General features: G+C 55.6%; 10 protein-coding genes. 7 read left to right on the forward strand and 3 right to left on the reverse strand.

The window, feature by feature from the left end; translation table 11 throughout:
• Window positions 1–876: 876 nt before the first annotated feature.
• The 3 genes from SBL51_RS18360 to SBL51_RS18375 form a co-directional block, all read right to left on the reverse strand.
• Window positions 877–1734 carry a PA4780 family RIO1-like protein kinase gene (locus SBL51_RS18360; protein WP_317932567.1) on the reverse strand — a complete coding sequence of 286 codons (858 nt, stop codon included), beginning with the start codon at window positions 1732–1734 and terminating at the stop codon, window positions 877–879.
• 1231 nt (window positions 1735–2965) lie between these two features.
• Window positions 2966–3793 carry a mechanosensitive ion channel family protein gene (locus SBL51_RS18370; RefSeq protein ID WP_317932569.1) on the reverse strand — a complete coding sequence of 276 codons (828 nt, stop codon included), beginning with the start codon at window positions 3791–3793 and terminating at the stop codon, window positions 2966–2968.
• 303 nt (window positions 3794–4096) lie between these two features.
• Window positions 4097–4315, reverse strand: a complete 219-nt coding sequence (locus SBL51_RS18375; RefSeq protein WP_317932570.1) for a hypothetical protein — start codon at window positions 4313–4315, stop codon at window positions 4097–4099.
• 123 nt (window positions 4316–4438) lie between these two features.
• Between SBL51_RS18375 and SBL51_RS18380 the strand changes: the two genes are divergently transcribed.
• The 7 genes from SBL51_RS18380 (at window position 4439) to SBL51_RS18410 (ending at window position 13284) form a co-directional block, all read left to right on the forward strand.
• Window positions 4439–6592 carry a phosphocholine-specific phospholipase C gene (locus tag SBL51_RS18380; RefSeq protein WP_317932571.1) on the forward strand — a complete coding sequence of 718 codons (2154 nt, stop codon included), beginning with the start codon at window positions 4439–4441 and terminating at the stop codon, window positions 6590–6592.
• Between the two features lie 94 nt (window positions 6593–6686).
• On the forward strand, window positions 6687–7424 hold the full coding sequence (locus SBL51_RS18385; RefSeq protein ID WP_317932572.1) for a hypothetical protein: 738 nt from the start codon (window positions 6687–6689) through the stop codon (window positions 7422–7424).
• 625 nt (window positions 7425–8049) lie between these two features.
• Window positions 8050–8499 (forward strand): MarR family transcriptional regulator, encoded by a 450-nt coding sequence (locus SBL51_RS18390; RefSeq protein WP_317932573.1) that lies wholly within the window; start codon window positions 8050–8052, stop codon window positions 8497–8499.
• A gap of 34 nt (window positions 8500–8533) precedes the next feature.
• Complete coding sequence (locus SBL51_RS18395; RefSeq protein ID WP_317932574.1) at window positions 8534–9277, forward strand: SDR family oxidoreductase; 744 nt, start codon at window positions 8534–8536, stop codon at window positions 9275–9277.
• Window positions 9278–10116: 839 nt separating this feature from the next.
• On the forward strand, window positions 10117–10470 hold the full coding sequence (locus SBL51_RS18400; protein WP_317932575.1) for a cyclophilin-like fold protein: 354 nt from the start codon (window positions 10117–10119) through the stop codon (window positions 10468–10470).
• A gap of 94 nt (window positions 10471–10564) precedes the next feature.
• Window positions 10565–11434 carry an aldo/keto reductase gene (locus SBL51_RS18405; protein ID WP_317932582.1) on the forward strand — a complete coding sequence of 290 codons (870 nt, stop codon included), beginning with the start codon at window positions 10565–10567 and terminating at the stop codon, window positions 11432–11434.
• Window positions 11435–11781: 347 nt separating this feature from the next.
• Window positions 11782–13284 (forward strand): hypothetical protein, encoded by a 1503-nt coding sequence (locus SBL51_RS18410; protein ID WP_317932576.1) that lies wholly within the window; start codon window positions 11782–11784, stop codon window positions 13282–13284.
• The last annotated feature ends 367 nt before the right edge of the window (window positions 13285–13651 follow it).

Consider the following 13651-nt stretch of genomic DNA (forward strand, 5'->3'; position numbering starts at 1 on the left):
TACCACTAGACATATCTACTGCGATTTCTAACGCACTTTCCACCCGTGTTCTCCAAATCCGTATACCGCAAATCCATTAGGATGGATTAATTACTTTTGGTACAACCCACAGCCTCCCAGGACAGACACACGCCAGCCATTGCTGCCGATGATTCCCCTGTTTGTAGAATTAAAAACACTAGGCAGTTTAGCACAGAATAATTTATGTCCAGGGAGCGTAACGTGGATTGCAGAGATAAATAGTTCGATAAAAACATTCAAAATATTTCAATGTTTTTATCGATTAGTTTAGGGAACGTAGGAAAAAGTTAATTTCCATCAATTTCTTGTGCACTATTTGCGCAGATTTGTGGAATCGCCTGAAATTACTGACTATTTGTTTAGGATTTAACGGGTCATCACGCTCAGTTTTTTTGCCACTATGGCTCAATTTAAGTTGGTATCAGACCGTTAGTGAACTTTAGGCTTATTTGACCTGAGTCAACGCCCTTTTAAACTACCAAGTAGCGGGCTTTTCATTGATCGGCTTTTGTGTCTATTAATCTGGTTTTCAAGCTTTCAGTTTGGCAATCAATCTTTTCTATACAGCATCGCTTAGCTTATGCCCATTGAACAAGGAATAGGGAACGAGGAACAGCGACCTATTGTTCTCGTGTTAGCAAGTTGGGGAGGGTAATCGCACTGATAGTGCCAATTAGTTGGCTCGTCCAGAACGGCGATTACAATAATTGGAAATTGTGCTCGACAGAGGCTGGCAGTCACCCAACAGTATTTTTGGGCTGGGATTTCCGCTAATTGACTACGGCGGTCGCTGCTCCGGCTTTGGGGGATTCCTGCAATTTGCCGGGCATCGCTATTTCGCCAGGCGAAATAGAGTCAGTCCTCTTGTTCGGCTTCCCGCTTACGCGCTTCCAGCGCTGCCTGTTCCGCCAGGGCATCTTTAATAGCCAGCATTATGCCATCCACATCGGCGGCTGCTTCGCTGTCGGTATAGAGGCCGGTGAGCTCCACTTCGGGGGTTAGCTCGCCGGCCTCAAACAGTGCCCACAGCTCATCGGCGTAGCGGGTTTGCTTTAGCTCCGCTGCGTATTGGCTGTAGTAGAGGGTAATGTTGTTCACATCGCGCGTGAGCATGGCCCGGGCGTTGTTATTGCCGGCGGCATCCACCGCTTGTGGCAGATCGATAATTACCGGGCCGTAGGCATCCAGCAGTACATTAAACTCAGAGAGGTCGCCGTGGACGATGCCGGCACAGAGCATCAGGCGGATATAGTCCATCATCACCGCGAAATCCTCACGCGCCTGCTCGGCATTCATGGTGACGTCGTTCAGACGCGAGGCGACGTCACCCTCGGCATCGGTAATCAGCTCCATCAGCAGCACACCGGCGTAGCAGCCATAGCTTTCCGGTACCCGCACGCCGACAGCGGCCAGGCGGGCGAGGGCATTGGCTTCGGCGTTTTGCCAGGTCTCCTCCTGCTGCTCGCGACCAAATTTGGAGCGCTTCTCCATGGCGCGGGCCCGGCGGCTGTTGCGCACCTTACGACCCTCCTGGTACTGCGCGGCCTTCTTAAAGCTGCGCTTGTAGGCATCCTTATAGACCTTGGCAGCGCGTATCTGGCCTGCGCAAGAGACCACATAGACGCTCGCCTCCTTGCCACTCATCAGCGGGTAGAGTACTTCGTCGATAAGGCCATCTTCGATCAGCGGCTGTAGGCGGGGAGGAATTTTCATGGCGCCATTTATACCTTGGTTACTGCGCTAAAGGAATGGGCATGGCGATAAAGTCCGGCTAACGCCGATAGATAGCAGGGGGTAAAGCAGCAAGCGGCTCGCGCGTTCGAGCATGGTCTTCGCTTCTGTGCGGCTCGGCCTGCAACCCCTTGACGGTGGGCGATCGGCGATCGCCCACTGGGGTCGGATTTACCACACCGGTGCCGTATCGCACCGGGATGGTGGGCGACCGCCGGTCGCCCCTACGGGGGTGGATTATTGCAGGGATTAATATTTCGTAGGGCAGATAACCGCTCCTTCGTGATCTGCATTTCCGCCATCCATGGCGGTCGCCGATCGGCGATCGCCCATGCAGGGTCGGATTTACCACACCGGTGCCGTATCGCACCGGGATGGTGGGCGACCGCCGGTCGCCCCTACGGGGTTGGGATTATTGCAGGGATTAATATTCGTAGGGCAGATAACCGCTCCTTCGTGATCTGCATTTCCGCCATCCATGGCGGTCGCCGATCGGCGATCGCCCATGCAGGGCCGGATTCACCACACCGGTGCAGTATCGTACCAGGATGGCGGGCGACCGCCGGTCGCCCCTACGGGGGTGGATTATTGCAGGGATTAATATTTCGTAGGGCAGATAACCGCTCCTTCGTGATCTGCATTTCCGCCATCCATGGCGGTCGCCGATCGGCGATCGCCTATCCAAGGTCGAATTAAACACACGGATATTGAGTTGAATTTAAGGGAACCGTAGCGCCACCATTGCCGCCGGCTAGCGCCAATGTTTGCCATCACTCTTGCCATCTTCCGGGCCGATAAAGGTAGTAATCCGCTCTTCAATGACGGTTTTCTTTGCTTCGGTTAACGCCGCCGATTCGGTCTTAAAGGTTTCATCCCACACCGTTGAATTATTGAACTCATCCACCAATTCCAATGCCCACTCTTCATCACCTTCCAGTCGATATATTTCCACAGAAACGGTTCTGCCTTCGCTAGACAGCTCTTGGGACAAAGACGAAAACTCTAATTTTGGTTCATCTTTCATAATTAATACTCTTCACTGTTGGGCTTTTTAACAGAACCAACTATGTTGCTCTTACATTTAAGCCGTTATCGCTTTAATCAAATGTAAGCAGGACACAAACACTATTTACTGCTCAAATTTAAAAAAGTTTCCCAATAGAAAACGGGCCCAAAGGCCCGCTTCTCACACAAACTCTTCTCTCAACAAACCCTACTTTTCATTCACCACAAACACCTTGCGATGCGGGAATGGAATTTCAATACCGGCGGCATCCAGTGCTTTTTTAATCTGCTCGGGTATCGAGTAGAGCACATTAAAGTAGTATTGCCCTTCGCAGAAGGGGCGTACCAGAAAATCCACTGAGCTGTTGTTGAGTGTCTCCACCTCGACAAAGGGGGCGGGCTCTTTAACAATGTGCGGGTGGTCGGCCAGCACCTGTTCAATCACTTTACGGGCTTCATCAATGCTTTCGCCATAGGCAATGCCAAAGTGCATGTCGACGCCACGAATGGCGTGATGCGAGTGGTTAACAATCTGCTCGCCCCAGATCTTGCCGTTGGGGATAATGATCTGCTGGTTATCAAAGGTTTGCAGAATGGTGGTGAACATATCAATGGCGGTGACCTTGCCGAAATTGCCGGCCACATCAACAAAGTCATTCACTTTATAGGGGCGGAAAATCAGCAACATCACGCCCGCCGCCAGATTGGTGAGCGTACCCTGCAAAGCCAAACCCACCGCCAAGCCGGCGGCACCCAGCAGGGCGATAATGGAGGCGGTCTGTACCCCAAAGCGGTTGAGCACAGCAATGCCGACAAAGGCGAGAATGGTGTAGCGCACCAGGCTGCCAAAAAAACGAAACAGGGTATCGTCCAGCTGATCGTAACGATTGGCGATGGAGACAACAGCTTTATAGGCCCGCCCCGCGATCCAGATACCGACAAACAGAATGACCAGAGCCAGCACAATATTGGTCGCCCAATCCAGCGCTGTTGGCAGATACTGATTGATATCTAACTCTTCTATTATTTTTTCCATATCTCTCACCCTTATTGATCTATAGAGACTGCGAAACCGACTGCAAAACTATCACACAGCCGTAAGCAAGACACCCACAATCGGAGGTTTTCAATTTTCCGTAGGGCAGATATCCGCTCCTGCGTCGTATCACCACAGATCGGCAGTCGACCGCCGGTCGCCCCTACGGGTTTGGGATTATTGCGTGTATTCATGATCGGCGATCGCCCATTCGGGGCCGGATTTAACCACACCGGTGCCGTGACGCACCGGGATGGTGGGCGACCGCCGGTCGCCCCTACGGAGGTGGGATTATTGCTGGGATTAATGATCGACGATCGCCCATTCGGGGCCGGATTTAACCACACCGGTGCCGTGACGCACCGGGATGGTGGGCGACCACCGGTCGCCCCTACGGGTGGGATTATTGCGGGTATTCATGATCGGCGATCGCCCATGCAGGGCCGGATTAACCGCACAGGCGTCGTATCCCCGCAGATTGGCGGGCAATCGCCGGTCGCCCCTACGGGGAGCTTGGCCCACCAACAGTTAATCCATCTGTAACACCACTTTAACCCCACCGCTTTATTGTTGCGCACTTTCCATCCGCGTGGATGCAGCCAAGCTCCGCCACTCGTCACGGATCAACACGGATATTCGATTACCATGAGCGCCTCCCAATTCGATTCCAGCCGCCGGAAATTTTTACAGGCCTCCGCCGCCACCGCAGCGCTGTCTACTCTGCCGCCCGCTATTCAAAAGGCGCTGGCGGTACCGGCCAACAACCGCACCGGCTCGATTAACGACGTTGAACACATTGTGATTCTGATGCAGGAGAACCGCTCCTTCGATCACTACTTCGGCGCCTTTCGCGGGGTGCGCGGCTTTGGTGATCCCTTCCCGATTCCGTTAGCCAGTGGCAAACCGGTTTGGTACCAGTCCGATGGCACACTCGAGATTACCCCCTACCGGCTGGATAAGCGCACCATGAATGCGGCGTTGATTCCCTCCACGCCGCACAACTTCCCTGATGCCCAGGCGGCCTGGAACCAGGGCAAAATGGGTTACTGGCCGCAGGTGAAAACCGAATACTCCATGGGCTACTACACCGGCGAGGAGGCACCCTTTCAGTGGGCGCTGGCTGATGCCTTTACCCTCTGTGACCAATACCACTGCTCGGTACAGACCGGCACCGACCCCAACCGCATTGTTTTTTGGTCCGGTTCGGTGTGCGACCCGGACAAGCGCGCCGCCGGCATCAACTGCACCGACGCCGATGGCGAGCCCTCTAACCTGCGCTGCTGGATCAAAGGCGCACTGCCGGAACCCGGTTACACCTACCAGGGTAGCGCCTTTAACTGGGCCACCATTCCGGATGTGTTGCAGGCGGCCAATATCGGCTGGCGCATCTACCAGGATCCAAACGATAACTGGACCGGCGCCATGCACGGCGGCCTGGCGTTCGACAGCTTCCGCACCGCCCGCCCCGGCTCACCCCTCTATGAAAACGGCATGCGCCACTGGTCTCTGGCCGACCTCACCCGCGATGTTGTAAACAATACGCTGCCGGCGGTCTCCTGGGTATTGCCTTCGCGGCTACAGTCGGAACACCCGGGTGGCCCCTCCAGCCCCCATCGCGGCGGCGACTTTACCCACCAGGTGTTGGAGGCACTCACCGCCAACCCCGAGGTGTGGAGCAAAACGGTCTTCTTCCTCACCTTCGATGAGAACGACGGTCTGTTTGATCACATTCCGCCACCGGCAGTACCTTCGTATAACCCGGACGGCAGCCTGGCCGGCAAAGCCACCTTGGAGTTGGCCGGCATGTATTTTAAAAACGATGCCGGTACTCAATACCTGCGTGACGACGACACCACCAGTGGTAATTTACGCCCCTGGGGCGCCGGCCCACGGGTGCCTATGTATGTGGTATCCCCCTGGAGTAAGGGCGGCTGGGTCTGCTCCCAGGCGTTTGACCACACCTCGGTGGGGCAATTTATTGAGCAGCGCTTTAACGTCACCGTGCCCGCTATCAGCCCCTGGCACCGGGCCATCTGTGGCGACCTCACCACCGCCTTCGATTTTGAAAGCCCCAACGACCCGCACTTCCCCAACCTTCCGGATGTAAGCAACTATCAAACGATAGAAACCGTCTCCAAAACCCTGCCTACGCCCAGCGCCCCGGCCACACCGCAACCGCTCTACCAGGAGGCCGGCGTGCGCTACTCACGAGCGTTGCCGTATGAGTTAAATGTGAGCGCAGAGGCAGGCAGGGAAGGGCGCATCAATCTTACCTTTGCCAACAGTGGCCGCCAGGGCGCGGTGTTCCATGTGTACGACAAAAATCATCTTGAGCGCATCCCCCGCCGCTACACAGTGGAAGCCGGCAAGCAGATCACCGACGACTTCTGGCAGGCCGAAGAGAACGGCGGCTACGACCTGTGGGTCTACAGCACCAACGGCTTTGTGCGCAGCTTTTCCGGCAAGGTAAAAGCTGGTGATCACCAGCCACAAGCCAGCCTTAGCTACCACAAGCGCCGGCAGGGGGTAATGCTCACCCTCAGCAACCCCGGCAGCGAAGCGATCACCTTTAACATTAATGCCACCGCCTACCAGCTCGATAAACGCGAACGCAGTGTTACGCTAAAACCAAAACAGACGCTGGAGAAAACGTGGTCCGTCGCCGATAGCGGCAACTGGTACGACATTAAAGTGGCCGCCGAAAACTTCCAACGCCGCTTCGCCGGTCGAGTGGAGAATGGCAAGCCGACTGTGAGTGACCCGTTAATGGGTAGGGCCGCCGACGCCGGCGAGGTTTAAAGCGCGCAGTGGCAGCCATTTTTATTGGCCAGGAGATACAGAGCCCACTGCGCTTTACGATTCCTGATGAGCGGTCGCAATACCGAAATAGATCATGAATAAACAGACCATCCAGAAACAAACCATGCAGAAACAGACCATGCACAAGCAGCGCTTACAACAGCGGGTCGACGCCATCGCCGATCAATTCCCCGCCCGCTGGCAGGTGACCACCTTCGATGGCTTAAACGGCGTTGCTTTTCCCCATTTTGTGATTGATAACTTTTTTACCGATGACGAGTTTGCAGCCATCTGCGCCAAGGAGAAGGCTGTCGCCGGCAAGGAGGTCAATATGGCCCACAGCCTGATTCGGAAAGATGGTGAGATTAAATCGAATACCTTCGACGACGAATTCCTCACCAAGATCGACCAGAGTTATCGTCCTTATCTGCTGCAATTTCTCGCCATTCTCTCCAGCAACAAAACCAAACTCTACGAATATTCCGATTTCCACCTGATCTCCACCGGGCCGGATTACCAACACGCCATTCACGACGATATTCCGAAAAAGTTATTAAGCGTGGTGGTCTACATGGCCCCGGAAAAAAACCACGGCACCTTTATCCACCCGGACAGAAACACCCAGGAACCGGCTGGTGAAGTGCAGTGGCAACGCAACCGCGCCTTTGTTTTCTCCCGTAAAGACCGCAAAACCTGGCACTCCTACTCCGCCAACGGCAAAGCGAACCGCTTCTGTGTTGTTTACAATTTAAATACCTACAAAGCCTTTAAAGCGCATTGGGCAGAGGGAAATTTTTTGAAGTTTTTGGAGAAGGGGATTAAGTACGAATAGTTGATGCTCTGTCGCTCCAGGATAGAGGGCGACCGCCGGTCGCCCCTACGGGATGGGATTATTGCAGGGATTAATATTGCGTAGGGCAGATAACCGCTCCTTCGTGATCTGCATTTCCGCCATCCATGGCGGTCGCCGATCGGCGATCGCCCATGCAGGGCCGGATTCACCGCACGGTCCCGTGACACACCGGGATGGCCGGCGTACCTGCGCAGGCATGGGCCCGGCATCAGCAAGCTTTGCGGTCGGCGGTAAATGCGTCGCGCCCGCAACAAAGGGCGTCCACCTAGCAGAAAATAGCTCGCCGATGCATCGGCAAGATCCCACCACAGTTGCAAAACCTCGCGCTTGGCGATCAATCACTCGAGCGATTGGGCCACCTGCCAGCGGGGGAACCCTTTACGCTCAACTGGCGTTGGTTTGCCCACTTTTTCACTGTTGCTTGGCCCACTTTTTTCAACCACCACTCTTCCCCCCGCAAGGGGTGATCGCTCAAACCCGCCCCTGCGCTCAATACGCCACGGCTAATCTCCAATCGCCAGCCACGACGAAGCGCTTTACTTACCGCTACGCTCTACCATATAGTTGCATATACAACTAAATTCCCACTAAGAGATTTTGCCCTATGCCCGAACCGATGCACACGCAGTCGCTCGGCTATCTAACCGGGCTCGCGAGCCGGCTCTTTAACCGGCTGTTGGCCCGCCGTCTGCGCGAGGCGGGTATTGATATGACCGCCGAGCAGTGGGGGGTGATCCAGATGCTGTGGGGTAACGGCGCTATGTCCCAGGGGCAGTTGGGCGAGGCGCTCTTTCTGGAGAAGTCGACCATCAGCCGCTCGGTGGCAGGCCTTGAAAAGCGCGGGTGGGCTGAGTGGCAGAACAGTGCCGAGGACCGCCGGCAAAAGCTGGTTTCGCTCACCCCCGCTGCCGTTAGCGTTGCCAAGCAGTGTAACAAGATCGCCAAAGGCGTCCTCAAAGAGGCGCAACGGGGCATGGCGGAGGCGGCCTTGGCCCATAGCCAACAGCAGCTCGCCGATGTAATCGCCAATCTCAGGGCGTTAAATAATTCCTGAGTTTCATTCAATCGACACAGTTTTTGGAGGTAGCATGACCAAACGCAATGCACTTATCACCGGTGGTGCCCGCGGCATCGGCGCGGCATCCGCCAAGGCCCTGGCCGCAGACGGTTATCGGGTTTTTATTAACTACGTCAACTCCAGCCAGGTGGCCGAAGCGCTGGCGCGCGAGATTACAGCCAGCGGCGGTGAGGCCTACCCGGTGCAGGCCGATGTGCGCAGCGACGAGCGGCTGCAGGCCATGTTCGCCATGATTAACGAGCAGTATGGCGGTGTGGATGTTCTGGTCTCCAACGCCAACATGAACTTTGTCGCCAAGCCGTTTATGGAACAAACCTGGGAAGAGTTCGCCCAGAAGCTGAACGACGAGCTGCACGCGGCCTATGCCACCGCCAAGCTTGCCACCGTCAGTATGAAGGCCAAGGGCTTTGGCCGACTGGTGTTTATCTCCAGCACCCTGTCCGAGGCGCCGGCACCCGGTTTTATTGCCCACGGCACCGCCAAAGGAGCGCTCGACAGCTTCAATAAATACCTCGCCCAGGAGCTCGGCCCGTTTGGCATCACCGCCAATATTGTGGCACCGGGTCTGGTGGCGACAGATGCCACCAAAGATGCACCGGAGGAGTTCAAGGAGTTTATTCGCATGAGCACACCCACCCAAAAAATCGCCACACCGGAAGATGTCGCCAACACGGTTCGCTACCTGGCTGGTGAGGCAAGCTCGCACATTACCGGTACCTACAACCCGGTTTGTGGCGGGGCTTATATTCAATAATTTTTTAGGGCGGTAGTGGTTATGCAGCGGCACGGCTGCATATCCCCGCCCGATTGATACTACTGCCGGGCTTTGGCCTACCGGCTTTTTTATAAGCCTATGCCGGGCGGCCTTTCTCTATATCAGCTCGACCTTGCACCTTTGATTTACCCGCCAAACAATAGCCACCTTACTTTCTAGTCTACTAACGATTGGTGGGGGTAGCTCCGTGTGGCCTGCCTTTTTCCTGCAATCTTCTATGCGATTAAATCCATCGCATTACCACAATGCCAGCCGGGCACAGCGGCAGGCTGCTTATTGCCTTCAGCCTCCGCACCCCTGTTGCCGGCCCTGGTGCAGCGCAGCCCCGCTGCCTAAGCGAGGCCGCCGCCAGTGGGCGCTGATAGCACTGGCACAAAAATTATCATATTTTTGCCTATCAATAGGATTAGGCAACAATCTGAGTCAATTACTCTATCGATTGATCAGCTGGTTAGAGAAAATAGTCGCCACGATAATCGCAGGTGGAGCCATCCCACGGCGTAGTACAAAGCTAACAGAACACCGCGAAAATCCACGCCCCCAGCAACCGGGGCCCACGCCGGCGAGGCTGAGCGCTTCGGCCTTACGGTGCGGCAGATACCCGACCCATTTTTATCGATTGTGAGCCAGCTTTTATGCAGCGCCTTTGCTATAGCCGCAGGCAAGCCCGTGTGCTTGTCACTCAATTGAGTAAACGTATCGCCATCGGGTTTTGGTTATCGAGTTGTTTGACCGCGACTGCACTGGCAGAACCCGCAATGCAAAACCCTTGGGCAGTTAAGCCAAATACCGAAGCCCCGTCAAAAGAGAGCAACGTGATGACAACAGTCGTGATAAAAGTCGATGGTCAACAGATTACCGCAACCCTTGAAGAGAACGCCGCAGCGCGGGATTTTCTGGCGCTGCTGCCGCTGACCTTAACGCTTGAAGATTATCACCGCACCGAAAAAATCAGTGACCTGCCAGCACCACTCTCCACCGACGGCGTGCCGGCAGGCATAGACCCCGAGGTCGGCGATATTACCTACTATGCCCCGTGGGGCAACCTGGCCATTTTTTATCGTGACTTCGGCTACGCCAAGGGGTTGGTAAAACTGGGGCATATCGATTCCGGCCTGGCACTGTTAACCGGCAAAAGCCCTTTTCAGGTCACCATCGAACGAGTGGAGTAGCTCCACTCCACAACCAATAGAAACTCAGGGGTTAGGCAAACGTCTAGCCTCTCTCCGAAACGCAACTCAATTAAATTAATAAGGAGAGCAAGTGATGATTTTAGAAGAGACTTACACCCTGGCTAACGGGGTCGCCATTCCCAAACTGGGTTTGGGTACATGGTTTATCAGTAACGATGATGCCGCCAGCGCGGTGCAGCAGGCCGTCGAACTGGGTTATCGCCATATTGATACCGCTCAGGCCTATGGCAACGAAGCCGGCGTTGGCGAAGGTGTGCGCAACTGTGGTGTTGAGCGCGAACAGCTGTTTGTTACCACCAAACTGGACGCCGGCATAAAAACCTACAATGAGGCCGTCGCCTCCATTGATGGCTCGCTGCAAACTCTGGGCTTGGATTATATCGACCTGATGATTATTCACAGCCCACAACCCTGGGGTGAATTTGGCCAAAGCGACCGTCACTTTGCCGGCAACCTAGAGGCTTGGCGGGCACTGGAAGAGGCTTATAACGCGGGCAAACTACGTGCGATTGGCCTCTCCAATTTTTTAATCGCCGATATCGATAACATGCTGCAAGGCAGTAAGGTAAAACCGATGGTTAACCAGATTCTGGCGCACGTCAGCAACACGCCGTCAGCCGTAATCAAGCACTGCCAGGACAACGGTATTATCGTTGAAGCCTACTCGCCCATCGGCCACGGTGAGCTGCTAAAAAATCCGTCGCTGATTGATATGGCAAAAAAATACAACGTTTCGGTGCCGCAGCTCTGTATTCGCTACACCTTACAGCTCGGCCTGGTCTCGCTTCCCAAAACCAGTAACCCGGTGCACATGAAGAGCAACGCGGATCTCGACTTTGAAATTTCCGCTGCGGATATGGCAACGCTGCAACAGATGAAAACCATCGAGAATTACGGCGATGCCAGTGTCTTCCCGGTTTATGGTGTGAAGCAATACGATTGATTGGTTGGCATTCAATAACCCATAACTGCACGGGCGTCGTATCGCACCGGGGTGGTGGGCGACCGCCGGTCGCCCCTACGGGTGGGATTATTGCGGGTATTCATATTGCGTAGGGCAGATAACCCTCCTTCGTGATCTGCATTTACCCGGGGTGGCCTTCCGTGTCCATGGCGGTCGCCGATCGGTGATCGCCCATGCGGGGTTGATTCACCGCACGGGGGCCGCGCCACCCCACATTGCATGCTTTTATCTCATAACGGCGATGTTTAGTTGTCATTATTCACCCGCCACCATAATTGTTACGCTGGCTACCACCTGCACCGATTACAACTCTAATAGGTTAGTCAATGTACTTACGATTCTGGCCACTCGCTGGCCTCGCTGTGATTTTAGCAAGCTGTAGCACACCACCTGGCAAAGCAGAACCCTCGGTCGATGAGACCCTGGCCTCGGCCACCGGCATCAGCCGGGAAGATCGCGTAGCACGCGCGCCGAGCCGTTCGGTACCCGATTTTGAGGGCACGGTGGCCACACCCAAACCACTGCCACCGCTGCCCATGCCCGCGCACCCCTACCAGAATAACAACGGCTATGCCGGCGCCCACGCCGACAGCTACAACAGCGGTACCATCCCCGCCGCTGGCCCGCTGGGCAAGGATCTACAGGTGAACGCCTACCGCGTGGAGCAGCACCCCGCCTACTGTTCGGTACAGCACTTCGATGCCAAAGGGCGGGTGATTACCGTCTGCGTCGGCCGTAAGACAGCCACCAAACTGTTGCTGCTCGAACCAGAGACCATGGGCCTGCTGGATGAGTATGAGCTGCCGCCCATGGCCGGCTTTTACTTCCGAATGGATCAGCAGGGCCGGGTGGTGATCCCGGTGGGCGACATGTCCATGCAGACCTTTGAGATTATCGAGAATAGTGACGGTCCCAAGTGGCATTTGGTCCGTCGCCAGGATATCAGCTCCGCTGTACCCGCTGAGCACAAAGGGCCGATGACCTTCCCGCTGGACCTGGTGGCTGACTGGCAGGGCAACTGGTGGTTCTCGATTCTGCGGCCGGCGGCGGTGGGCTACATCACCCCCGAGGGCGAGGTGCACAGCCATCTGTTTGAGGGTGAGGTAATAGCCAACGGCCTGGCCGCCAACCCGGAGGGCGTTCACTTCGTTACCGACCACAACCTCTACAGTATGAAAGTGGGTGCAGAGGAGCCAGAAGTCACCCTGCGCATGCCCTACGAGGTGGGTGAAGATGCGTCCAAGGAGTCGTTCGGCTCTGGCTCCGGCACCACACCGGTTATCTTTGGTGACAACCTCATCGCCTTTGGTGATAACGCCGACCCACGCCCGAATGTGCTGGTCTATCGTCTGGGTGATGTGCCCGAGGAGCAACGCCTGGTCTGTAAAGTACCGGTGTTTAAACCCGGCCGCAGCGTGCTGGAGAACTCTTTTATCGGCTACGGCAACTCGCTGGTAATCGAGAACAACAAGGGCTTCAAAATGGTGGGCAGCTCGGCCGATGCCGAGACCGGTTTTGTACGCATTGATGTACGCGACGATCTCTCCGGTTGCGATACGGTTTGGGAAAATTACGACGTGCGCGCCGGCACCGGCGCCAAGCTTTCACTGGGCAACGGCTTGATCTACGTGCACGAGCTGCTGCTCGGCACCGATGACGACTGGTACATCACCACCATCGATTTTGAAACCGGTAAAACCGTCTGGCGTCACCACCTGGGCACCGGCGTCGATTGGGATAACGCCCTGCTGACCATGTCGATCAGCCCTAAAGGGGTGATTACCTCCGGTATGTTTACCGGCGTACTAGGCGCTCAGGATTCTCCCTAATAAAAGACGGTTTTACGCAAGCCATTTAATTAAATAATTTCAGCGACCGGGCAGTTGTTCAACCAACTGCCACTTCCGGGCCGGGCTGCCTTTAATACGGGTGGGATTATTGCGGGTATTCATATTGCGTAGGGGCGATCGGCGATCGCCCATGCGGGGTTGAATTCACCGCACAGGCGTCGTGACGCACCGGGGTGGTGGGCGACCGCCGGTCGCCCCTACGAAGGTGGGATTATTGCAGGTATTCATATTGCGTAGGGGCGATCGGCGATCGCCCATGCGGGGTTGAATTCACCGCACAGGCGTCGTGACGCACCGGGGTGGTGGGCGACCGCCGGTCGCCCCTACGAAGGTGGGATTATTGCAG

The organism is Halioxenophilus sp. WMMB6 (genome assembly GCF_033283405.1).
In the GTDB taxonomy this organism is placed as follows: domain Bacteria; phylum Pseudomonadota; class Gammaproteobacteria; order Pseudomonadales; family Cellvibrionaceae; genus Halioxenophilus.

What these genes read in the sequence shown, in the direction of transcription:
- SBL51_RS18360 (WP_317932567.1), bottom strand. Translation starts at nt 1,734, where the DNA reads ATGAAAATTCCTCCCCGCCTACAGCCGCTGATCGAAGATGGCCTTATC.
- SBL51_RS18385 (WP_317932572.1), top strand. Translation starts at nt 6,687, where the DNA reads ATGAATAAACAGACCATCCAGAAACAAACCATGCAGAAACAGACCATG.
- SBL51_RS18405 (WP_317932582.1), top strand. Translation starts at nt 10,565, where the DNA reads ATGATTTTAGAAGAGACTTACACCCTGGCTAACGGGGTCGCCATTCCC.
- SBL51_RS18370 (WP_317932569.1), bottom strand. Translation starts at nt 3,793, where the DNA reads ATGGAAAAAATAATAGAAGAGTTAGATATCAATCAGTATCTGCCAACA.
- SBL51_RS18410 (WP_317932576.1), top strand. Translation starts at nt 11,782, where the DNA reads ATGTACTTACGATTCTGGCCACTCGCTGGCCTCGCTGTGATTTTAGCA.
- SBL51_RS18395 (WP_317932574.1), top strand. Translation starts at nt 8,534, where the DNA reads ATGACCAAACGCAATGCACTTATCACCGGTGGTGCCCGCGGCATCGGC.
- SBL51_RS18400 (WP_317932575.1), top strand. Translation starts at nt 10,117, where the DNA reads ATGACAACAGTCGTGATAAAAGTCGATGGTCAACAGATTACCGCAACC.
- SBL51_RS18390 (WP_317932573.1), top strand. Translation starts at nt 8,050, where the DNA reads ATGCCCGAACCGATGCACACGCAGTCGCTCGGCTATCTAACCGGGCTC.
- SBL51_RS18380 (WP_317932571.1), top strand. Translation starts at nt 4,439, where the DNA reads ATGAGCGCCTCCCAATTCGATTCCAGCCGCCGGAAATTTTTACAGGCC.